General features: G+C 70.8%; 20 protein-coding genes. 6 read left to right on the top strand and 14 right to left on the bottom strand.

Annotated elements, in window-relative coordinates; all coding sequences use genetic code 11:
- Nucleotides 1–21: 21 nt before the first annotated feature.
- The 3 genes from O1Q96_RS04725 to O1Q96_RS04715 are packed head-to-tail and all read right to left on the bottom strand — an operon-like array spanning nt 22 to nt 3,984.
- Nucleotides 22–1,218 (bottom strand): acyltransferase family protein, encoded by a 1,197-nt coding sequence (locus O1Q96_RS04725; RefSeq protein ID WP_269247000.1) that lies wholly within the window; start codon nt 1,216–1,218, stop codon nt 22–24.
- Nucleotides 1,218–3,530, bottom strand: a complete 2,313-nt coding sequence (locus O1Q96_RS04720) for a bifunctional polysaccharide deacetylase/glycosyltransferase family 2 protein (protein ID WP_269246999.1) — start codon at nt 3,528–3,530, stop codon at nt 1,218–1,220. The genes O1Q96_RS04725 and O1Q96_RS04720 overlap by 1 nt, the downstream gene beginning before the upstream one ends.
- A gap of 19 nt (nt 3,531–3,549) precedes the next feature.
- A complete protein-coding gene (locus O1Q96_RS04715; RefSeq protein WP_269246998.1) occupies nt 3,550–3,984 on the bottom strand; it encodes a hypothetical protein in 435 nt (144 codons plus the stop codon).
- Nucleotides 3,985–4,293: 309 nt separating this feature from the next.
- On the opposite strand from O1Q96_RS04715, the gene O1Q96_RS04710 reads away from it, so the two are divergent.
- Nucleotides 4,294–5,319 (top strand): chitinase, encoded by a 1,026-nt coding sequence (locus tag O1Q96_RS04710; protein WP_269246997.1) that lies wholly within the window; start codon nt 4,294–4,296, stop codon nt 5,317–5,319.
- Between the two features lie 103 nt (nt 5,320–5,422).
- Here O1Q96_RS04710 and O1Q96_RS04705 read toward each other — a convergent pair whose 3' ends face one another.
- The 4 genes from O1Q96_RS04705 to O1Q96_RS04690 all read right to left on the bottom strand — a co-directional run bounded on the left by O1Q96_RS04705 (nt 5,423) and on the right by O1Q96_RS04690 (nt 10,908).
- Nucleotides 5,423–5,875, bottom strand: a complete 453-nt coding sequence (locus tag O1Q96_RS04705) for an imidazolonepropionase-like domain-containing protein (RefSeq protein WP_419586421.1) — start codon at nt 5,873–5,875, stop codon at nt 5,423–5,425.
- 4 nt (nt 5,876–5,879) lie between these two features.
- Nucleotides 5,880–7,079: a cyclic dehypoxanthinyl futalosine synthase gene (gene mqnC / locus O1Q96_RS04700; protein ID WP_269246996.1), complete on the bottom strand. Its 1,200-nt coding sequence runs from the start codon at nt 7,077–7,079 to the stop codon at nt 5,880–5,882.
- A 104-nt stretch (nt 7,080–7,183) separates the two neighbouring features.
- Nucleotides 7,184–7,927 (bottom strand): prepilin peptidase, encoded by a 744-nt coding sequence (locus tag O1Q96_RS04695; RefSeq protein ID WP_269246995.1) that lies wholly within the window; start codon nt 7,925–7,927, stop codon nt 7,184–7,186.
- Nucleotides 7,924–10,908, bottom strand: a complete 2,985-nt coding sequence (locus tag O1Q96_RS04690; RefSeq protein WP_269246994.1) for a BTAD domain-containing putative transcriptional regulator — start codon at nt 10,906–10,908, stop codon at nt 7,924–7,926. Before O1Q96_RS04690 ends, O1Q96_RS04695 begins: the two co-directional genes overlap by 4 nt.
- Nucleotides 10,909–11,239: 331 nt before the next feature.
- Here O1Q96_RS04690 and O1Q96_RS04685 point away from each other — a divergent pair, with 331 nt between their 5' ends.
- Both O1Q96_RS04685 and O1Q96_RS04680 read left to right on the top strand, forming a co-directional pair.
- Nucleotides 11,240–11,887 carry a hypothetical protein gene (locus O1Q96_RS04685; protein WP_269246993.1) on the top strand — a complete coding sequence of 216 codons (648 nt, stop codon included), beginning with the start codon at nt 11,240–11,242 and terminating at the stop codon, nt 11,885–11,887.
- On the top strand, nt 11,884–12,966 hold the full coding sequence (locus O1Q96_RS04680; RefSeq protein ID WP_269246992.1) for a hypothetical protein: 1,083 nt from the start codon (nt 11,884–11,886) through the stop codon (nt 12,964–12,966). Before O1Q96_RS04685 ends, O1Q96_RS04680 begins: the two co-directional genes overlap by 4 nt.
- Before the next feature lie 67 nt (nt 12,967–13,033).
- On the opposite strand, the gene O1Q96_RS04675 is transcribed toward O1Q96_RS04680, so the two are convergent.
- Both O1Q96_RS04675 and O1Q96_RS04670 read right to left on the bottom strand, forming a co-directional pair.
- The gene (locus tag O1Q96_RS04675) at nt 13,034–13,309 is read right to left on the bottom strand and encodes a hypothetical protein (RefSeq protein WP_269246991.1); all 276 of its coding nucleotides are present in this window, start codon (nt 13,307–13,309) and stop codon (nt 13,034–13,036) included.
- A 415-nt stretch (nt 13,310–13,724) separates the two neighbouring features.
- A complete protein-coding gene (locus O1Q96_RS04670) occupies nt 13,725–14,648 on the bottom strand; it encodes a helix-turn-helix domain-containing protein (protein WP_269246990.1) in 924 nt (307 codons plus the stop codon).
- A gap of 173 nt (nt 14,649–14,821) precedes the next feature.
- Between O1Q96_RS04670 and O1Q96_RS04665 the strand changes: the two genes are divergently transcribed.
- Both O1Q96_RS04665 and O1Q96_RS04660 read left to right on the top strand, forming a co-directional pair.
- A complete protein-coding gene (locus O1Q96_RS04665) occupies nt 14,822–16,168 on the top strand; it encodes an aldehyde dehydrogenase family protein (RefSeq protein ID WP_269246989.1) in 1,347 nt (448 codons plus the stop codon).
- Nucleotides 16,169–16,672: 504 nt separating this feature from the next.
- Nucleotides 16,673–17,785 (top strand): alkene reductase, encoded by a 1,113-nt coding sequence (locus O1Q96_RS04660; protein ID WP_269246988.1) that lies wholly within the window; start codon nt 16,673–16,675, stop codon nt 17,783–17,785.
- A 182-nt stretch (nt 17,786–17,967) separates the two neighbouring features.
- Here the strand turns inward: O1Q96_RS04660 and O1Q96_RS04655 are convergent, their stop codons facing one another.
- Entirely contained in the window at nt 17,968–18,168 is a 201-nt protein-coding gene (locus O1Q96_RS04655) for a hypothetical protein (RefSeq protein ID WP_269246987.1), read from the bottom strand.
- 98 nt (nt 18,169–18,266) lie between these two features.
- Here O1Q96_RS04655 and O1Q96_RS04650 point away from each other — a divergent pair, with 98 nt between their 5' ends.
- Entirely contained in the window at nt 18,267–18,611 is a 345-nt protein-coding gene (locus O1Q96_RS04650) for a hypothetical protein (RefSeq protein ID WP_269246986.1), read from the top strand.
- A gap of 87 nt (nt 18,612–18,698) precedes the next feature.
- Here O1Q96_RS04650 and O1Q96_RS04645 read toward each other — a convergent pair whose 3' ends face one another.
- The 4 genes from O1Q96_RS04645 to O1Q96_RS04630 form a co-directional block, all read right to left on the bottom strand.
- Entirely contained in the window at nt 18,699–19,181 is a 483-nt protein-coding gene (locus O1Q96_RS04645) for a pilus assembly protein TadG-related protein (protein WP_269246985.1), read from the bottom strand.
- Nucleotides 19,182–19,189: 8 nt separating this feature from the next.
- Nucleotides 19,190–19,651 carry a TadE/TadG family type IV pilus assembly protein gene (locus O1Q96_RS04640; RefSeq protein WP_269246984.1) on the bottom strand — a complete coding sequence of 154 codons (462 nt, stop codon included), beginning with the start codon at nt 19,649–19,651 and terminating at the stop codon, nt 19,190–19,192.
- Nucleotides 19,652–20,032: a TadE family protein gene (locus tag O1Q96_RS04635; protein ID WP_269253473.1), complete on the bottom strand. Its 381-nt coding sequence runs from the start codon at nt 20,030–20,032 to the stop codon at nt 19,652–19,654.
- Between the two features lie 121 nt (nt 20,033–20,153).
- Nucleotides 20,154–20,405, bottom strand: coding sequence for a hypothetical protein (locus tag O1Q96_RS04630; protein WP_217455642.1), 252 nt, complete (start codon nt 20,403–20,405; stop codon nt 20,154–20,156).
- Between the last annotated feature and the right edge of the window lie 22 nt (nt 20,406–20,427).

Raw genomic sequence — 20,427 nt, 5'->3', positions numbered from 1 at the left:
GCCGTGCGGGCGGGGCGGCTCTCAGGGCAGCAGCCTCGGTCCCGTCCGGGCGGCCACGTCCTCCACCCACCCGCACAGCAGGATGAACACGGCGATGAGGAGCCAGCCGACGCCGAACATGAACCACTGGCTCTCCAGCGGCAGATACGCCTCGAAGGCCGGGACGTTCCAGAACCGGTCGATCAGCGGGACGGCCAGGATCAGCGCGATCTCGTGCCAGAGGTAGAGGGTCACGGCGCGGGCGTTGAAGATCGTGACGATCCGGTCGAGGCGCCTGAAGCGGGCCAGCCACGCGAAGTCGATCCCGAAGCGCGCCTTCGCGTACATCAGCAGGGTCACGAACCCCGCCGACCAGAAGGCCTGCGCGAGCGGGATGTCGTCGAGGTCGTACGAGCCCGTCTCGGTCTGGTGCGTGAAGGCGTACCAGCCTCCGTAGCCGATCGCGGCGAGCGAGAGGACCACGACGGCGAGCGGCTTCAGCCGTTGGAGCACGCCGTCGCGGTGCGCGAAGCCGAGGATCCAGCAGAAGAGGAACGTGGCCAGGTCGGTGAGCGCGTTGCCGAAGCGGTCGTCCGGCGGCGCCCAGAGGAACTGGACAACCAGAATCGGCGCCGTCGAGAGCACCAGGACCGCCACCGGGGCCGCCCGGAAGACCCGCAGCAGCAGGGGCGAGAGCAGGACGAACCAGAGGTAGGTGCGCAGGTACCAGAGGATCTCCCAGGCCTGCTCGCCCCACGCGTTGCCCGGCGGGTCGCCGAGCGGCACGATCCAGTAGACGATCTGCCAGCCGGGCATCCAGCCGTGGACCAGCATCGCGGCCACGACGAAGAAGCCCCAGAACCAGAAGGGTGGCAGGAGCCGGCGGACACGGCTCCTGATCACCTTGAGGGCGGGCCGCTCCAGGGACTTCGCCATCAGGGTCCCGGCGAGCGCGAACATGATCCCCATGGAGGGCAGGACCATGCCCGCCCAGGCCCAGCCGAAGGTGTGGTAGGCGACGACGCGGACCAGGGCGACCGCCCGGAGCGTGTCGAAGTAGCGGTCGCGGCCCGCGGCCGTCCGCGCCTCCGGAACGGTGTCCACGCGCGGCAGCCGTGCCGTGTCCGAGAGCGCCCCGGGCCCGGAGACCGGCGGGGCCCCGGACCCGGACCCGGCGACCGGCGGGACATCCGGTGCGGCGGTCGCCGAGGGGCGGCCGTCCCGGCGGTGGGAGCCCATCAGCCCGCCCCCGCCGGTGTGCCGACCTCACCCGTGCGCTTCAGCTTCTGCCAGCGCAGGCGGCCGCCCGTGAGGGCCGTGACGCAGGAGTGGATGAGGACGAGGTACATCATCTGCCGGTACACGAGCTGCTGCAGCGGCATCATCAGCAGGTACCGGTACTTCTCCCGGTCGAGCCGGAACGCGTAGGCCGCGCAGACGAGTTGCACGCACAGCACGGCCAGCCAGGCGAGCAGTGACGCCTTGAAGTCGATGAAGATCATCGAGTAGACGGTGAACACGTCGATGAGCGGCGCGAAGACGGGCGTGACGATCTGGAAGATGACGACCAGCGGCATGCCGACCCGGCCGAAGCGGCCCGAAGGCCCCTTGTCCGTCAGGGACTTGCGGTGCTTCCAGAGCGCCTGCATCGTGCCGTACGACCAGCGGTAGCGCTGCGACCACAGCTGCTTGAGCGAACCGGGCGCCTCCGTCCAGGCCCTGGCGTGCTCCTGGTAGACGACCCGCCGGCCCTGACGGTGCATGGCGATGGTGATGTCGGTGTCCTCGGCGAGCGTGTCCTCGCTCATCCCGCCGACCGCGAGCACGGCCTCCCTGCGGAACGCGCCGATCGCGCCCGGGATGGTGGGCATGCAGCGCAGCAGGTCGTACATGCGGCGGTCGAGGTTGAAGCCCATCACGTACTCGATGTGCTGCCAGGCGCCGATGACCGTGTCGCGGTTGCCGACCTTGGCGTTGCCCGCGACCGCGCCGACATCCGGGTCGGCGAAGGGCTGGACCAGCTGCCGTACGGTGTCCGCCTCGAAGACCGTGTCGCCGTCCATCATCACGACGATGTCGTGACCGGCGTGCCGTACACCGTTGTTGAGGGCGGCCGGTTTTCCCGCGTTCTCCTGGCGGACGACGCGCACGTTCGGCATGCCGAGCGCCTCGGCGATCTCCTTCGTGCCGTCCGTCGAACCGTCGTCCACGACGATGATCTCGATCGGGTGGGTGCTCCGCGCCAGCGACCTGAGGGTGTTGGCGATGCACTCCTTCTCGTTGTACGCGGGCACGATCACGCTGACCGGCCGGGTGACGGCAGGCCCCCAGCTGAACCGGCGTCTGTTGCGCTGCCGGTAGTGCCTGCGGGCGAGGATCAGCATCATCCCGAAGCGGCCCATGACGGCGACACCCACGACCGCGAGCCCGGTCGCGAGCCCCGGTACGGTCCACTCGGCGACGGTGACCGCCGCGACGAGGGCCTTGCCCTCGTACAGGGTGGTGCCGGTGGCGGTGCGGTGGGCGGCCTGGAGGCCGTCGGCTCCCCCGGCCTGCCGTCCCTGCTGTCCCTGCTGTCCGCCGGGTGCCTCGCCCGCCGACTGCCCGCCGGCGGCCTGTTCACCGCCCGCCTGCTCGCCGCCCGGCTGCTGCCCGTTCGCCTGCGGGCTGTCCGTCTGCTGGATGGCGCCGCTGATGGTGGTGAAGGTGTAGCCCTTCGCCTTCATCTTCTTGATGTACGTGCCGAGCGCCGCGACGGTCTGTGAGCGCTCGCCGCCCGCGTCGTGGAAGAGGACCGACGCGCCCTTGTTCTTCGACGGCGTCGCCCACTTGATGATCTTCGAGACGCCGGGCCGCTTCCAGTCGTCGCTGTCGGTGTCGACGAAGACGCTGGTGTAGCCCTCCTCGCCGAGCTTCTTGTAGACGGGCCAGCTGTAGTTGTCGATGGCGTCCGTCTCCGAGGAGTACGGGGCGCGAAACAGGGTCGTCGTGATGCCCGCCGCGCCTGCCAGGGCGAGCTGCGTCTGGTCCATCTCCCGCTTGATCCGGGCGTCGCTCTGGTACGAGAGGTCGACGTGCGTGAACGTGTGGATGCCGATCTCGTTGCCCTGGTCCACCAGGTCGTTCACGATGTCCGGGTAACGCGAGACCATCGAGCCGACCACGAAGAACGTGCCCGGGACGTCGTTCTCCTCCAGGATGTCGAGGATCTGGGGCGTCCAGGTGGGGTTGGGGCCGTCGTCGAAGGTCAGCGCGATGGTCTTGTCCGGGACGGACCGGGTCTGGGCCTGCCCGCCTCTGAAGGAGAGGATCGGCCCGCCGTCGAGGACGTCGTCCGGGACCTTGCTGGAGCTGGCGTTGCTGCGTACGCGCTCGTCCCCGCCGACCTCGGCGCGCAGATAGCCGTCGAGCAGCATCACGCTGGTGAGGGCGAGGAGGAGCAGCAGGGCGAGGATGACACGCGGTTTCTGCAGCGCCGCGGCCTTGCCCGCGGCCCGGGTCATCCGGGACGGGGCGCGCCGGCGGCCGCGCGAGGGCGTCGTGGTTGCCATGAGTGTGGGTGCGTTCCGGTCAGTTGGCGGCCGCGGAGGCGGACGCGGTCGGGGCGGAGACGGGCGCCGACGGGGCGGCGGTGGGAGCGGCGCCGGTGGCCACGCCCGAGGGCGGGGCGCCGGTGGGCCGCGCGGGCGGGGTGCCGGTGCCGCCCTGCGGCCGGACGCCGCCGCCGGGGCCGGAGTTCCGGCCGCCGCCCGGGCCGCCCCCGAAGGGCAGCAGTGAGGACGGGGAGAGCGAGGGGCCCCAGCCCATGAACGCCATGCCGAGCACGACCGCGTACCCGATACAGACGACGCCGAGGAGGAGGCCGATCCGGCGCAGCAGCCTGGCCCTGCGCCCGGAGCTGTCGACGAACACGGGACCGTCTTCGGACCCGTTCGGCCCGTTGCCGCGTTTGCGGCGGCGGCCGCGCCCGGCGGCGCGGGATTCGATGGCAGGCTCGGAATGCATTCCCCGGATATTAGGCAGCCTTTATGTGTCCGAAACTCAGGTTCTCTTGTGAGACCGCCATGAGAAAAGTCCGAGCCTGTCTTTTCCCTGAGAGAATCCCTGTTCGCCGGACAGGACGAGGAGCGCCGAGAAAATGCTCAATGTCCGCATATCCATGCCCGGTTGACCCCATTTGCCCATCCGTTTCCATGAGCTTCCCGTGCGTTTCCTGTATTCGTGCGGCACGGCCGTTCGTGAGACATTTCCACTCCGGGAACGCACTGTGTTTCCGTCCCGGGACAGGAGTCACAAGAGGTGGGAGCATGCGCGATGAGGAATTTCCTGAAGCCGGCTGCCGGGCTCGTCTGCCTGTTCACCCTGGCCGGCGCGGGGTGTTCCGCGGGGACGGACGACCCTTCCGGCACGGCGTCCACGAGCCCCCGGCAAAACAGCCCGTCACCGTCCGAGGGTTCGTCGGGCACCGCTTACGCCCCGTACGTCAGCGCCACCACCGCCTCCGGCAACGACTCGGCCGGCTCCCCCTCGGCGTACAACCTGGCCTTCGTCATCTCGGACGGCAGCAGCTGCACGCCGAAGTGGAACGGCACGACCGCGATCGGCGACTCGGCGGTGAAGTCCCGTATCTCGGCGCTGACGGAGTCCGGCTCCGCCGTGCGCGTCTCCTTCGGCGGAGCCTCCGGCAAGGAGCTCGCCTCGACCTGCGACAGCGCCTCGGAACTGGCCGCCGCCTACGGGAAGGCGCTCGACGCGGCCGGGGCCACGGAGGCCGACTTCGACGTCGAGGGCGAGCAGTTGACCGACTCCGACTCGGTCGCGCTGCGCTCCGAGGCGATAGCGCTGCTCCAGAAGGAACGCTCCGGCCTGGCGGTCACCTTCACGCTGCCCGTGATGCCGTCCGGCCTCGACGACGACGGTCTGGCGCTGCTGGAGTCGGCCAACGACAACGGCGTCCAGGTGTCCACGGTCAACATCATGACCATGAACTACGGCAGCACGTACGACGAGGACATGGGCGACTACGCGAAGACGTCGGCCCAGGCCGCCCACGACCAGCTGGAGGACGTCTTCGGGCTGTCGGACGAGGGGGCCTGGCGGGGGCTCGCCCTCACGTCGATGCTCGGCGTCAACGACGTGGACAACGAGACGTTCTCCCTGTCCGACGCTGCGCAGGTCAGGTCGTTCGCGGAGGAGAAGGGGGTGGCGTGGGTGTCGATGTGGTCGACGTTCCGGGACCAGCCGTGTGAAGGAGACGATGCCGCCTCGGATGACGCGGCGACGAATTGCAGCGGGGTCGAGCAGGAGGCCGGCGACTTCGCCGAGGCGTTCACGGGGTGATGTGAGGGCGGCGGCTCTTGTCCCTCAGGGGCGCGGGGAACTGCGCGACAAGCCCCCACTCACCCGCACCCGAACCCCAGCCGACCCGCCCCGACCCGCCGAGTCATCGGCGCCGATGCACCAGGCGACCGGCGCACACGGTCGCCACGCACGCCCCGTCCGCGTCGAAGACCGCGAGGTCGGCCCGGCCCGCGTCGGTGATCGCGGCGGGGCGCACGCGGGCCAGGACGACCACGTCGTTGCGCCCGGCCGCCGCCCGCAGCTCGGCCGTGTCGGCGTACTCCGCCAGGACCGCCACCGCGCCCCGCTTCAGCGCGGCGTGCACCCGCTCGCGCGGCGTCGGCGCGTCCGGGAGCGGGCCGTCGAGGACGAGGCCCGGCCCGAGGACGCCGGGCCACTGCCGCACACGCGCGCCCGGAAACCGTTCCACCAGCTCCGCGAGCGGACCCGTCGCGGCGATCCGGGCACCCTCCACCGCGACGGCCCCGCCCTCGACCGGGTCGTGGCCGTCCCAGGTGTGACGCAGCTCGTCCGCCGCGTGGATCGTCAGTGCCACCGGGCTAGTTGGAGGCGAGGAGCTTCAGCTCGGGGTGGGCGGTGCCGCCCTCGATCGCCGTCGACGAGATGTGCGACTGGACCCGCTCGTCGACGGGGTCGTTCGCCGGGTCGTCGTGGACGACGAGGTGCTCGTACGTGGTGGCCCGCTGGGCCGGGACGCGGCCGGCCTTGCGGATCAGGTCGATGATCTCCATGCGGTTGGAGCGGTGCTTGGCACCGGCCGAGGAGACGACGTTCTCCTCCAGCATGATCGAACCGAGGTCGTCCGCGCCGTAGTGCAGCGACAGCTGGCCGACCTCCTTGCCGGTGGTGAGCCAGGAACCCTGGATGTGGGCGATGTTGTCCATGAACAGCCGCGCGATGGCGATCATCCGCAGGTACTCGAAGAGCGTGGCCTGCGTACGGCCCTTGAGGTGGTTGTTCTCGGGCTGGTACGTGTACGGGATGAAGGCGCGGAAGCCGCCCGTCCGGTCCTGCACGTCACGGATCATGCGCAGGTGCTCGATGCGCTCGGCGTTGGTCTCGCCGGTGCCCATGAGCATGGTGGACGTGGACTCCACGCCCAGGTTGTGCGCGGCCTCCATGATCTCCAGCCAGCGCTCGCCGCTCTCCTTCAGCGGGGCGATGGCCTTGCGGGGCCGGGCGGGGAGCAGCTCGGCGCCGGCGCCGGCGAAGGAGTCGAGCCCGGCCGCGTGGATGCGCTGGATCGCCTCCTCGACGCTCACCTTGGAGATCCGGGCCATGTGCTCGACCTCGCTCGCCCCCAGGCTGTGGATGACGAGCTGCGGGTAGGCGGCCTTGATCGCGGAGAAGTGCTTCTCGTAGTACTCGACACCGAAGTCCGGGTGGTGTCCGCCCTGGAACATGATCTGCGTGCCGCCGAGTTCGACGGTCTCGGCGCAGCGGCGCAGGATGTCGTCGAGGTCGCGCGTCCAGCCCTTGGCGGTGTCCTTCGGCGGCGCGTAGAAGGCGCAGAACTTGCACGCCGTGACGCAGACGTTCGTGTAGTTGATGTTGCGCTCGATGATGTACGTCGCGATGTGCTCCGTACCGGCGTACCGGCGGCGGCGTACGGTGTCCGCGGCGGAGCCCAGCGCGTGCAGCGGGGCGTCGCGGTAGAGGTCGAGCGCCTCCTCCGGGGTGATCCGCCCACCCTCGGCGGCACGGTCGAGGACGGACTGAAGGTCGGCCTTCTCGGTCACCGGGACGGTCCCTTTCATAGGGGTGTGGACGGACTGATCCAGCGTACGCCAGCCGGTCCGCGCCCCGGACGTCAGGCCGCTCGCCCCTTGCCGATCACCCGACGTCAGGCCGCGTACGCCCCGATGAGCAGGCCGGCGAAGGCCCCGGCGATCAGGAACGGCCCGAACGGGATGGACGTCTTGCGCCCGGCCCTGCGGGCGACGACGAGCCCCAGTCCGTAGAGCCCGCCGAACAGGAACCCGGCGAAGGTGCCGAGCAGCACGGTCCCCCAGCCGTACCAGCCGAGGACGGCACCGAGACCGAGGGCGAGTTTCACGTCGCCGAACCCCATGCCGTTGGGGTTGATGAGGAAGAGGACGAAGTATCCGGCGCCGAGGGCGAGGGCTCCGTACAGCGCGGTCGGCCAGGACCCGGCGTCCTCGGGCGCGGCCGCGGCGCCCGCGAGCAGGACCAGGGCGGCCCCCGCCAGGGACAGCGTCAGCACGTCCGGCAGGCGCTGCACGCGGAAGTCCACGACGGCGAGCAGCACGCCGAGGGGGGCGAGCAGCAGCCAGACGGCCAGTTCGGGGCGGGCGCCGGTCGCCGCGGCGAGGGCTCCGCAGACGAGAGCGGTGGCGAGGGAGAGAAGGAGGGCGCTCGGGCCGTACGCCCGCCCGCCGCAGTCCGCGCAGCGGGCCGGGCCGGCCCAGCCGGCGAGGGGGTGGCCCTCGGGGCACCGGTCCTGCCAGTCCTCGCCGGGGGCGACCGAGAAGCGGTGTGCGGGGCGGGGCACGAACAGACCGGCGACGCCGCCCCACAGGGCGGCGCCGACGATCGTCAGCAGGTCGACCGGCTGGAGGCCGTTCATCCCACGGCGGCGACGCCGCTGCGCCAGGTCGGCAGCAGCTCGTCCAGCAGCGCCTCGGTCCGGGGCGGCAGCCCGCGGGCCCCGCTGCGGGACACGAGGTCGGCGGCGACCCTCTGGAGCCGCTCGGAGTCGTCCGTGGCGTGCGTGGCCCGCAGCAGCTCGTTCCACAGGCGCTCGTCGCCCGGGGCGGAGCCCAGCGCCGCGTCGAGCGCCTCGATGGCCTTCTCCGCCCGGCCCTTCTCCAGGTGGAACGCGGAGAGGGCGAGCCCGATGTCCGCGACGAGCAGCGGCAGTTGGGCGTCGATGATCTCGTGGGTCAGCCAGCCGTAGCGCCCGGCCGGCCGTTCGGCCAGCAGCGGCCCGCGTACCAGGACCAGCGCGTCGGTCAGCAGACGTCCGCGCACCGCGCGGCTGTTGGCACCCCGCCCCTGCGTGGCCTCGTGGTACAGCGACCGCAGCACGTCCAGGTCGGACACGACGGACTTGGCGAGCTTGAGCCGCCCGGTCGGGTCGGTGCCGAGCCGCCCCGTGCCGTCGGGGTCGTTGCCGAGCCAGGCGCGCAGCCTCTCGACGAGCGCGTCCCGCACGTCGTCCGTGACACCGCGCGGCCAGAGCGCGGAGGACAGCACCCGCGGGTGCACGCCCTCCCGGTGCAGCAGCAGCAGTGCCAGCGCCTCGTGCAGCAGCGCACTGCGCTCACCGTCCGGCGTCTCCAGGCCGATGATCTCGTACGGGCCGACGAGCCGCGCGTACACCGCGGGACGGCCCTGCTCGCTGATGTCGACGAGGAACGGCGGAGTGGTCGTCGGCCGGTCGTCGTCGCGCTCGGGGTCGGCGTCGGTGAACAGCTCGACGACGGCCCGCTGCTGGGCCACCGGCAGGAGCTGCGCGTCGAGTTCGAGCCCGAGGAGCGGCGCGAGGAGCTTGCCCTCGCCGGTGATCTCCATCTCCCAGGCGGCGCCGGGCAGATCGCCCGACTGCGTGCCGACGAGGTAGCCGATGCCCAACCGGCTTGCGTCGGCGGCCAGTTCGGCAAGCTTGACGGCGTCCTCGGCGGTCGGCTCGGCGGCGAGCAGCACGAGGTGCGGTGCCCAACGGGTGTGCTGGGCAGGGCCCGTACGCCCGGTGAGCACCGAGTCCTGTCCTGCCGCGCCCAGCGCACCGCGCCGCTGCCGCGTCTCCGCCTCCATGGTCTCCACGAGCGCCTCGACGTCGTCGAGGTGGCGGAGCCGGTTGGGCGCGAGCGGCGTGAGGTCCTCGCCGAAGCCGACGAGCGTGATGGTCATGCGGTCGGACCAGCCGTTGGTGGCCAACTCGGCCGCCACGGAGGCGAAGACACCCGCACGGTCCTGCTCGCGGCCGCTCAGGGAGACGATGCCGGGCACGGCCTCCAGGTTGAGCAGCAGCCGCGAGTCGTCCATCGTGCCGAGACTGACGAGCCCGGGGTACGGGGCGGCCGTGTCGACCTCCTCGTACCGCTCGGCGTCGGCGCGGGCGAGCATCCAGAACGTCTGGTCCTGCCCGAGCTGCCACGGCGCCGGCGGCTTCCCGGCGGGCTGGGCGAGCTGGAGGTGCAGGTCGCCGTTGCCGCTCATCCAGGCCGCGTACACGGTCGGCAGCGGTCGGGACTCCCCCGCGAGCGAGGCGGCGAGGCCGCGCAGCGACAGGTCGAGCAGGCGTACGCCCTCGGGGTCGGCGCCCACCAGCAGCGCGTCCTGCGCGTCGGCGGCGGCACCGGTGGGTGTCGGCGGCTCCATGCCGCGGCGGCCTCCGACGGCACCGAGCGCGGACTGCCACAGCGCCTGGCGGCGACGCCGGCCGAGGGCGCCCAGGAGCCCGGCGGCGAGGAGGGGTGCGCCGAGGAGGGCCTGCGGCAGTCCGAAGCCGCTGTCCTCGCCGGCGGCGGGGCCGGCCTGCTCCTGCTGTCCTTGCTGTCCCTGGCCGTGCCCCCGGTCGGGCGCGGGCCGCTGCTCGGGAAGACTGATGTGCGCGGTGTCGCGGTCCAGGGACCCGGACCCGCCGCCCTGCTGTCCGCCGCCCTGCTGGTGCGCGCCTCCGGTCCTGGCGTAGTCGGAGATCTGCCGCTGCACTTCCGGCGACACCTTCGGGGCCTCGTCGGGCATCTCCACGAGTTCGCCGCCGCGGGCGTCGCCCGGCATCTCCATGATCCAGCCGGGCCGGATGAGACTGGCCTCGGAGAGCTTCGAACCGTCGGGCTGCGTACGGTCCTTGTTGAGCTGGTAGATCTCCTTGTACCGGCGCCCGTCACCGAGGTGGCGCTCCGCGACCTCCCAGAGGGAGTCGTGGTGGCGGCCCTCGGGCGGCTGGATCCGGTAGAACTTCGTGTCGTCGTCGGACGCGTGGGCGCCACTGCCGCCGTCCGCGTGCGCGGCGCTCGCGGCCTGCTCGGCCAGCGCGGCCGCGGCGCTCGCGGCGGCCTGCTCCTGCTGCTGGCCCAGCAGCCCGCCCGGTGTCTGCTGCGCCGCGGCGGCGGCCGGCCGCTGGTTCCCCTCCAGCTGCTGCCCGAGCTGCGACAGACCCGGGGTGAAGCTCGCGGCGGTCGCGCCGACCAGCAGCAACGCGGCGACGAGCTGTCGCGCGAGCAGTTGGCTGGGCCCGGCCCCGGGCACCCGGTTCGGCAGCCCGACGCCCGACAGCGCGGCCTTCATCTCGACGAGCACACAGGCGGTGAACTGGGCCCAGGCGAGCCAGACGACGACGGTCAGCGTGTTGATGAACGTGTCGACGCTGATCTCTTTCTGGAGCCAGTCCAGACTCGGCGCGCCGCCCGGCAGCGGCCATCCGATCTGCACGGCCAGCGCCCCGGGCACCCCGATCAGCAGCACGAGCAGGGCGGCGAAGGCGAGGAGCGCCTTCAGGAAGTCCCCGAACGAACGGCGGCGCCGGGGCAGGGGCTGCGGCGTCCGATTCCTCGGACCCGGCGAGCTTCCCGTCGAGTTGGAAGTGGTACGTCGCGCCATGGCGGGTGTCCTGATGTCGTGTGTGGAGGGAGGGACAGCGGGGGTGCACTGAGCCTACTTAGATCCTATTCAGCGTGTCGAAGGGCTTGGAGGGACGGAGTGCCTTCGGTGCTACCGCTTACGCACCGTCCGTCCCCTACGCCGGAGTTGTCCGTCCGGGCGCAGGTCTCGGCGGGCCCGACGGCGGGCCCGTTCGCAACTGTCACGCACAGGCCTCACGATCCCCACACAATCCCCCATCGCCCCACCGAGGCCCTCTACTCCCCCCTGATAGCTTCGTTCCCTGTTGCACACATGCCCCATACACATATGTCTTGCAGGGAGTACACCCGTGGCCCGCCGCACCGTCACCACCGCCGCCGCGTTCGCCGCCACCGCGGCACTGCTGCTCACCGCTTGCGGCGGGGGTGACGCGTCGTCCTCGGACGCCATCGAAGGGGCGGGCAAGGGATCGGGCGGCAGCCCGTCGGCCTCCGCGTCCGCGTCGGCCGGTGCGGACCGCCCGACGGTCAGGCTTCCGAAGAACTTCCGGCTGACCTTCGAGGACTGGACCAGCGGCGACCCGCAGACCCGGGCCGTCCTCACCGACGCCAGAGAGCAGCTGCGCGCGGGTTACGCGGCGATCATCGCGAACGAGCCCGACGGCGGTGAGGCTCTCGCCTTCTACGACACCAGGACCGGCCTGTCCCAGGACCGGCAGTGGATCAAGAGCTACACGGACAAGAACCTCACGGTGTTCGGCAAGCTGCCCGCGTTCGACCCCGAGGTCTCCTTCACCGGCGACAAGAAGGCGGCGTCCCTCACCTACTGCACCGACGAGAGCAAGGCGTACTCCAGGAACCGCGAGACCCGCGAGGTCGCGGGAAACCCGGCGGGCACCGACCCCCGGATCCGCTACACCGTCAGCCTCGTCAAGAACGCCCAGGGTGTCTGGCAGAACCTGTCGACCCGCTCGGAGAGGGGTGCCTGCGCGCGATGAGGTATCCCCGCGGATGGTCGTCGCCGGTGGTCACGTCGCCGGTGGTCACGTCACTGGCGGTCGCGTCGCTCGCTCCGGTACTTCTCGCCTCGATACCGGCACACGCGGTCGGGCACGGCGGGGTCAACGGGGCGGCCGACGACGACCGGAACATCTCCGCCGCGGCCGACCGGTCGCGGATCCGGGTCACCCAGGTGAGCGGCCCCACCGGCGGGGAACGGGGCGCCCTCTCACCGAAGGACGTGAACTGGAAGCCGCCGCCCTGCTGGTACGAGCCCGTCTTCACCCCCGCCCAGCTGAAGGGCTTCTCGGAGACCGACGGCAGCGGTGACGTCAGCCTCCGCCAGGGCTGGATCGGGTCACGCCTGTGGACCGACCACTTCAAGGACGCGAAGGACGCCCGCAACTACTTCGCCGCGCCGTCGACCGCGCAGGGCTACCAGAACTACAACCTCGGCAAGGACGGCTACTTCTGGCGCGGAGTCGCTCCGGACGTCACCTCCGTCGACGACACGTCGGAATGCGGCCGGCTGATGTTCTGGCAGGACGCCGGTGAGATCCCCGACGTCCCGGACGCCCCCACGCCGGAGACCCTCGCCGACTACGCGTACGACAAGGTCAAGGTCCCCGAGACCGAGGTCGAACTGAGGCCGGCGGCCAAGTCCACGGTCAACCTGCCCACTTGGGTGTGGCTCGACAAGGGGACCTTCCAGGACGTCAGGGTCCGGGCCGAGTTGCCCGGCACCGGCCTGTGGGCCGAGACGACGGCGAAGCCGGTCGCCCTGCACCTGGAACCCGGCACCGAGAACGCGGAGACCTATCCCGCGGGCAGTGACTGCGAGATCGACGAGGACGGTTCGATCGGCACCCCGTACGAGAAGGGCGACGCCGGCAGCACCCCGTCCTGCGGCATCAAGTACCTGCGTGCCACCGGCGGCGATCCCTACCGGCTCGCCGCCTCCGTCACCTGGCAGATCACCTGGGAGGGAACGGGCGGAGCGGGCGGTGACCTCCCCGACGGCACCTTCGAGACCGCCCAGGACGTGAACGTCCAGGAGATCCAGTCGATCAACCGCTGACGCGTGACCGCCGCCCGGCAAGAGCACCGGCTCCCGCCGTACCACCACCCTGATCGTCGGCCTCGTCCTACCGGATGACGGCGAGCGGATCGTGCACGGCACCGTGGACTTCACCAGCGCGTACTTCCTGCGCGCCGTCGGCATCGCCACCGAGCGCGGCTGCGGCCTCGGGTTCGTCCACTCCCACCCCCGAGGCCCCCGCTGGCAGCGCCTGAACGACATCGACCACGCGGCCGAGGAATCCTTTGCCGCCCAGACCCTGGCCATCACCGGCCTCCCGCTGGTCGGCCTGACCTTCGTCGGCGCGGACGCCGGATACGGCGCCCGCGTCTGGCAGCAGCACGCACCCCGCGCCTACGTTCCCACCGAAGCGGAGAATGTCCGCGTCGTCGGCGGACGTTTCGCGGTCACCTCCAACGACCGCCTCGTCCCCATGCCCAAGGCCACGGGCCGGCAGTTGCGTACCGTCTCTGCCTGGGGGCGGGACGCTCAGAACGATCTGGCACGGCTCCATGTCGGCGTCGTCGGCACCGGCTCGGTCGGCATGATCGTCGTCGAGGCGCTGGCCCGTACAGACGGTGCCGTCACTGCCGCGGGCGTTGCCGCTGATCGCTCGCCCATCTGCCCGGTGGCGAGCACCGTGCGCGCCCGCGCTACCTGGGCCGTCCTGAATCCGACACCCCCCGGGGGGGGCGTCTGCGTGCGAGAGGACGCTGGGCGTGGCGCGCAGCCGACTGCCGATGATCAAGGGGAGTTCATCAAGGCGTGCGTGCCGACGACGTGCCCGTTCCCGCCCGGGTCGCATCCGCGCCCCAGCTGGCCAGCAGTCGCAGAGCCTGCGCCGACGGGGAGTTCGGTTCGGCGTGGTAGGTCACCAGCATCTGCTCGTGGGCGTCGGCCTGGTGGAACGACTCGAGGCGGAGATCGAGTTCGCCGACGAGCGGGTGGTGCAGGCGCTGGATACCGTGGCATTTCTCCTTGACGTCGTGGGTGGCCCACAGCCGTCTGAACTCCTCGCTCTTCACCGAGAGTTCGCCCACCAGCGCGGACAGCCGGGGGTCGTCCGGATGGGAGCCGGCGTCCATGCGCAGCTGAGAGACGACGTCGCTCGCTTTGTGCTCCCAGTCCACGAACAGGTCGCGGTACTCGGGCCTCAGGAACACCAGCCGCGCCCAGTTCTGCTCCCTCGCCGGCAGCTCGGCCCAGTCGCCGAAGACCGCCGCGGCCATCCGGTTCCAGACGAGGATGTCCGAGCGGCGCCCCACGAGGATCGCCGGAACACCGTCCATCGTGTCCAGCAGCGTCCGCAGGGGACCCCGCACCTGCTGGGCGCGGCCGGCCGGCTTCTTCTTGTGCTGCTTCGGCTTCGCCAGGTGCGTGAGGTGGGCGTGCTCGGCGTCGCTCAGCCTGAGCGCGCGGGCGATGGCGTCGAGGATCTCCGCCGACACGGTCCGCCCGTTGCCCTGTTCCAGCCGCGTGTAGTACGCCACCGATACCCCGGCCAGCTGCGCCAGCTCCTCGCGGCGCAGCCCCGGCACCCGCCGGTACCGTCCGAAGCTCCGCATCCCCACGTCCTCCGGCTTCAGCCGGGCTCGCCGGGTGCGCAGGAACTCGCTGAGCTCGGCGCGCGGGTCCAGCGCGCCGGCGGCGGGCTCGTGCACCGGTTCGGGGTATTCGTCCATGCCTCGAGTATCCACGGTCGGACGCACACCATCCTGACCCAACCAGTGGTAGGCACCGCGCGCGTACGCAATGCCGTGACCTGGGTGGATGCCGGCCCGTCCAGGACGCTGGTCACCGTGCCCGGCCGGAAGGCGGCCGGGGCGTGGCTTGCATCAAGAACGGAGCACATCCCATGAGCGCAACACAGGGGATCGAGTCGAGGACGCACCGGACGGAAACGGCTGCGGAGGTGGTCGGCCGCCTTCGTGCGACGTTCAACACCGGCGTCACCCGCCCACTGGACTGGCGCGTCAGCCAGCTGCAGCGGCTTCGGGCACTGCTGGTCGAGAACGAGCAGGAGCTGATCGAAGCGCTCTGGGCGGATCTGAGGAAGAACGCCACCGAGGCGAAGATGCAGGAGATCGACTTCACCGTCGCCGACATCGACGAGACGCTGGCGAATCTCGGGAGCTGGCTTGAGCCTCGTCCGGTGGAGGTTCCTGCCCACTTCGGTCCCACGACCACGGCCTACACCACGTACGACCCGCTCGGGGTCGTCCTGGTGATCGCTCCGTGGAATTTCCCGCTGCACCTCCTCATCGACCCCATCATCGGCGCACTGGCCGCCGGGAACACCGTGGTGGCCAAGCCGAGCGAGATGTCGGTGCACACGTCGGCAGTGGCTTCACGCCTGCTGCGTGAGTACTTCGACGCGGATGTGCTCACCGTGGTCGAGGGGGGAGCCGAGGAAACCACGGCCCTGCTGGCACAGCGTTTCGACCAGATCTTCTACACCGGCAATGGGACGGTCGGCCGGATCGTCATGGCGGCAGCGGCCAAGAACCTCACCCCGGTCACACTCGAACTCGGGGGCAAGTCGCCGGTCTTCGTGGCCCCCGACGCCGATGCGGACGAGACCGCGAAGCGGCTGGTCGGCGCCAAGTTCGGCAACGCGGGCCAGCAGTGCATAGCCCCCGACTACGTTCTGGCCGATCCTGCCACCGCCGCCGCACTGGTCCCCGCCCTCCGCGCGGCGATCAAGGCTCAGTTCGGCCCCACTCCACAGACCTCAGCCGACTACGGCCGGATCATCAATGAGCGGCACTTCGACCGGCTCACGCGTCTGCTGGACTCCGGCAGGGCGGCGGTGGGAGGCCAGCACGACCGTGACGACCTGTTCATCGCACCGAGCGTGCTCACCGGTGTCGACCCCGCATCGCCGGTCATGCAGGAGGAGATCTTCGGTCCGATCCTCGCCGTCGTCGAAGTCGCCGACCTCGATGCCGCCATCGCCTTCATCAACGAACGCGACAAGCCCCTCGCGCTCTACGCCTTCACCACGTCCGAGGCCATCAAGTCGCGCCTCGTGAACGAGACGTCCTCCGGCGGCGTCGCCTGGGGCCAGCCGGTGATGCAACTGCTCATGCCCGGCCTGCCTTTCGGCGGCGTCGGCGAAAGCGGCATGGGCCGCTACCACGGCCGGTACTCCCTCGAGACGTTCAGCCACCTCAAGGCCGTCGCGGACGTGCCGCTCAACTAGGCCCAAGCCTTTGTGAACCGGGCTGTCCGATGGGCGATCGGCCGGCGGAAGTGCCTCGCCGCTGCGAACGAGGAGCGCTGAGATCGCTGTGCCCGCCACCGCCGAAAGCGCGTTCCAAGCCGTGTATCGGTCCTCTTCACGGGGGCGCGACGAGGGAGCCGGTCGCGGCGCGGCCTCCAGACACCGATCCGTACCGACTCCGGCGGCGGCACCCATGACTTCGTCACCTGGCTGACTGCTGATCGTGCGCAAGGAGCGAACGCCCGTACTCCGGCGGGCAGTTGCGCTTGACCGGTGTCGACGCCGACGCCGACGGCATGCGGCTCTCACCGCGTGCACCGCCAGCACCACCCACACCCCGATCGCAGTCCTGGAACCGCGTCACCGTCAGCGGCCCCGCGCCTGCCCGAGGACCGCATCCGCGCCTCCGCCGGGACAGCGTGGACCCCCTGCGTCGCAGACTTTCATCCCGTTTTCCTCCGTATTTGAGAAAGAAAGAAACTCATGACTGTCAACATTTCAGAAGTTTCGCCCGTTTCATCACTTTTCTCCCCCGTCGCCCTCGGGAAGATCGAGCTCGCCAACCGCCTCGTCATGGCGCCGATGACCCGGGTCCGGGCCGGTTCCTCCGGCATTCCCGGGGACCTGATGGTCGAGTACTACCGGCAGCGGGCGAGCGTCGGGCTGATCATCACCGAGGGCACCTACCCCGACCACGCGTCGCAGGGGTATGTCGGCGAGCCGGGCATCGCCACCGGCGAGCAGGCGGCCGGCTGGCAGCGGGTGTTCGAGGCGGTGCACGCCGAGGGCGGCCGCATCGTCCTGCAGATCATGCACGCCGGCCGCGGCACCCACCCCGACATCAACGGCGGCCGCCGCATCCTCGCCCCCAGCGCGATCGCCATCGACGGCAAGACGTTCACCGAGAAGGGCGAGCAGTCCTACCCCGTACCGGAAGCGATGACCACCGCAGAGATTCGGGCAGCCCTGGAGGACTTCGTCACCGCGGCCCGCCGGGCCATCGAGGCGGGATCGGACGGCGTGGAGATCCACGGCGCCAACGGCTACCTGCTCCAGGAGTTCCTCTCCCCGGCAGCCAACCAGCGCACCGATGGATACGGCGGCTCGCCGCAGAACCGCGCCCGCTTCGTCGTCGAGGTCGTCACGGCGGTCGCCCAGGCCGTCGGTGCCGAGCGGGTCGGGCTGCGGATCTCGCCGGAGGTCGACCTCGGGGACGTCTTCGAGACCGACCGGGACGACGTCCTGGCCACCTACGGCACCCTGGTGGACCAACTGCGCCCGCTGGGCCTGGCCTACCTCTCTGTACTGCACACCGAGCCGGGCGGCGACCTTGTACAGGAGCTGCGGCGGCGCTTCGACGGCAAGCTGATCGTCAACAACGGCCCCTTCGGGGGGCAGACCACCCGCGAGCAGGCGCTCCAGCAGATCGAGGCCGACCACGCCGACGCCGTGGTCGTGGGCCGGGCCCTCATCTCCAACCCCGACCTGGTCGAGCGCTGGCAGGGTGGCCACCCGGAGAACGAGCCGCGGCCGGAACTGTTCTACGGGCCGGGCGCCGAGGGCTACACCGACTACCCCTTCCTCGAAGCGGCTTGAGGCCCACGGTCACGCCTGTCCATGCGGCAGCCCCACTCACCATGGACAGGCGCCCGACCGGCGACACTGTGCCCGCCCCTTTTCGGAATGGGCAGCAACGTCCGGATGACCTGCCATTTAGGGATTCGGGCCATGACGCAGCCGAGGACCGCCCGGAGGGTCGCCTGAGGCTGGGCCGCGCTTCAGCCTTCGATGATCGCGTACGCGTACCGGATGACGGACTCGGTGTAGGGGGGTCGGCGGCGGTCGGCACGGGCCGCCACCGAACCCGATACGTGACCGTCCGGACGGCTCCGCCTCCGCGAGGTGTCCCCGGAACCACCGACCAGGTCGTGCTCGTCTCTGGTGTCGGCCCGGTCCTTGACCTGGCCGAGGCGTTCCACGACATCTTCGACGCCGTGACGGGTACCTTCCGTTTCGTGTAGACATCACGTGGACGGACACGAGCCGCCGAGCCACGGACACCACAGGGGGATCGCACATGGGCAAGCCCGACCTCGCGCTGCCGCTCAGTGAGCTGGAGGACTACGGCAGCCGGCTGCGTGACATCAAGTCGCGGATGAACCACACCAAGAAGCTCTTCGAGTCCTACCGGGACGACATCGGTGACGGCGGTGTCTACGACAAGCTGGAGGACTTCGAGTCCAACTGGGAGGACGGCCGCGAGGACATCAACCAGCAGCTCGAGGCCCTGGCCCAGATGTCCGAGGCGGTCGTCCGCGAGTTCAAGAAGCTGGACGACGACCTGGCGAAGCAGGTCTCCGAGGGTGTGAAGTCCGACGGCAAGGGCGGCAAGCAGGAGGGCGGCAAGGGCGGCAACAAGTAGCCACCCGGAGGACGTCTCGGCCGGTCCGGGACTGTCGGCGCGATCTTGTCGGTTCGCCGCCGCCCGGCCGCCCCGTGAGGGGCCGCCTCAGCCGACCTCGTTCTCCGCCACCGCCCGGCCCCGGACCGTCACGTCACCGCCGTAGAACATGCCCGTGAAGACCGGCGAGTAGGTGAGCTGGACCTCCACCTCGACCTGGTCGGCGGTCGCGGCGACACAGTGCGTGGCGGCGATGTCGGGGCCGGTCATGCCCATCTCCTGGGCGAAGGCCTTCACGCGGGCGCCGCAGTTCTCGAAGAGGATCGGCGCGCCGCCGCCCTCGTTCTGGTACAGCTCTTCGAGGTCGACGTCCTGGGCGGCGTAACGGGCGGCCTGTTCGGCGATGTCGGCGGCGCGTTCGCGCTTGGAGATGGACAGCCCGCCGTCGATGACGAAGGCCGACAGGGACAGGAACACCAGCGCGAAGATGATCACCGCTCCGGCGCCCGAGCCCCGGTCGTCGAGGCGTGCGCGCCTCGCATCCACCCACGTACGTACGACGGCTCCGCGGATCCGCATGCGTCCGGCCATCGCCGTCCTCACGCCTTCCTCTTGAAGGGGTCCAGCGGCGAGGTGAACGACGCCGTCAGCCGGGTCGGTACGTCCAGACCGAGCATGGCCAGACCCCGCACCTCGCAGCTGACCTCCACGGTGAACAGGTCCGCGTCCTCGAAGCCGGCACTGGTCTTGTCCACCGAGACCGGGCCGGAGCAGACGTCCGCCAGGTCGGCGTCCGCGGCCTTCTGGGCCTCGGCCATCGCGGTCCCCTCGTCCCGCTGGAGCGACCCGGAGCGCGCCGCGTCCCTGGCTGCCCCGTCCATCGCCCCCCGCCCGTCGACCAGTTGCCCGAAGGCCACCAGCACCAGGATGAAGAGGATCATCACCGGGGCGAGGATCACCACCTCGACGGTGGACAGCCCGCGGTCACCGGCCGCCGCGAGGGCCCGCTCCCGGACCCGGCGGCTCACCGGGCGCACGGCTTGGCGCACGAGTGGGCGCATCTAGTTCCCGTCCTCCTCGACGAACCGCTCCACCGGCCCCACCGACTGCGCGTGCACCGTCAGATCCAGTCCGGGGAACACCGACGGCACCTTCGCCGTGATCTCCACCCCGACCGTGTTCTGGTCCGGCTGGAGCAGCTTCACGTCCGGGCCGAGCACCAACTGCGGCCCCAGCTGCGCGATGTAGCTGTCGACGACGTCCCGCGCCTCGCCTCGCCACGCGCCCGGCGACTCGTCGGCCGTGGCACGGGCCTTGCGGGCGCCGGCCTGGGCCGCCGCCTGGGCCACGTGGTCGGCGAAGAAGTACAGCGCGAACTGCACCGTCGCGAAGATCATGAAGAAGAGCACCGGCGTGAGCAGCACGAACTCGATCGCGGTCATGCCGGAGTCGCCGCGGGCGGAGGCGGCCTCCACCCGGCGGCGTATCCAGCGTCGTACGCTCACCAGTTTCCCCGTATGCGAGAGATGCGAGAGATGCGGGACAGAGGGGACAGGGACGGAATCAGCAGGTGCTGCCCGCGTCCGCGCCCTTGATGCACTCGCCGACCTTGTTGGCGCCGTCGCTGAGCGCGGCGTTGATGATCGCGGCGACCACGCCGACGATCGCCACGACGACCGCCGAGATGATGACCCATTCCACCGCGGACGCACCGCGGTCGAGTTCGCCGGAGCGGGCGCGCTGCACCCGGCCCTGGAGGAAGGTGATCAGGAAGTCCACCCCCGGGATCCCGGTGCTGTAGTTCCGTCCGTTCATGGTGAGTTGTCCTCTCGAGACT

Source organism: Streptomyces aurantiacus, assembly GCF_027107535.1.
Classification (GTDB): Bacteria; Actinomycetota; Actinomycetes; order Streptomycetales; family Streptomycetaceae; genus Streptomyces.
Note: the sequence above shows the minus strand (reverse complement) of the source record. Positions and strands in the feature narration are given on the sequence as shown.